The sequence below is a fragment of the Caballeronia sp. LZ065 genome (assembly GCF_031450975.1).
In the GTDB taxonomy this organism is placed as follows: domain Bacteria; phylum Pseudomonadota; class Gammaproteobacteria; order Burkholderiales; family Burkholderiaceae; genus Caballeronia.
In genome coordinates, this window is the sequence record NZ_JARUXV010000030.1 from 1 (window position 1) to 1,056 (window position 1,056).

Below are 1,056 nucleotides of genomic sequence, written 5' to 3' on the forward strand. Positions count from 1 at the left end.
CGCACGCGTGCCATCTGTGGATCGGGGGCAGACGCTGGCTTTGCCGTTATCCCGGATGGCGGACCTGAATGGCAACGCCTGGCATATCGAGCGACGGACGGATCCGATTCACGAAAGCGTGTCGATGCACTTCATCGAATTTGCGGGGAGCCGTGCTACCGGGCGTGAATTGCGTGCCGCTTCGGGCCGCGTCGCGGGCTGCCTGGGAGCGCTCGCACTGCACGATGGACAAGGGGGCGTGCATCCGCTGGTGTCGTATGAGCAGGACGCACTGGGAAATTTGAGCGCCGTGCTCGATGCGCATGACGCGCCCTACTGTTTCGAGTATGCGCAGCACCAGATGGTGAAACATACCGACCGCAACGGCCTGTCTTTCTACTACAGCCATGCGATGCACGAGGACGGCCAATGGCGTGTGAGCCACGCATGGGGCGATGGCGGTCTGTACGACTACCACTTCGAGTACGACCTTGCGCATCTGGAGACGCGCTTCACGGATTCGCTGGGCCACCTCACGGTGCTGCAATACAACGAGCAGCAATGGCCGGTGGCGCGCATCGACGGTGCTGGCGGCGTGCGCAGCTATCAATACGATGGCGCGGGCCGCACGATCGCGGAGGTCGACCCGGCGGGCCACGCGACGGAATGGGAGTATGACGGGCATGGCAACCTGCTCGCGCACAGGCTGCCGGATCGCACCGTGGTGCAGACCGAGTATGACGAGCAGCATCGGCCGGTCGCGATCACCGATCCCGAGGGAGGCGTCTGGCGTCAGGTCTGGGATACGCGCGGCAATCTGATTGAACAGGTGACACCGTCGGGGTGTTCAAGCATCTTCGGTTATGACGCGCTTGGGCAGCTGACGCAAGTGGCGGATGCGGCGCGGCGCAGCACGGCGCTGGACTACGACGCGAATGGCTATCTGGCTAACTTGACCGATGCGTTGGGGCGTGTCATGCACTTCACCCACGATGCGCGCGGCAATCTGCTACACCGCGAAGCGCCGGGGGAAGGAACCACGCGCTATGCGTGGGACAAGAAGGATCGTCTGATTCT

1 pseudogene is annotated in these 1,056 nt (G+C 63.4%); it reads left to right on the top strand.

Annotated features, from left to right (window positions below):
* Positions 1 to 124: 124 nt before the first annotated feature.
* A pseudogene (locus QCE63_RS35505) lies at positions 125 to 1,056 on the top strand (type IV secretion protein Rhs); the annotation flags it as partial.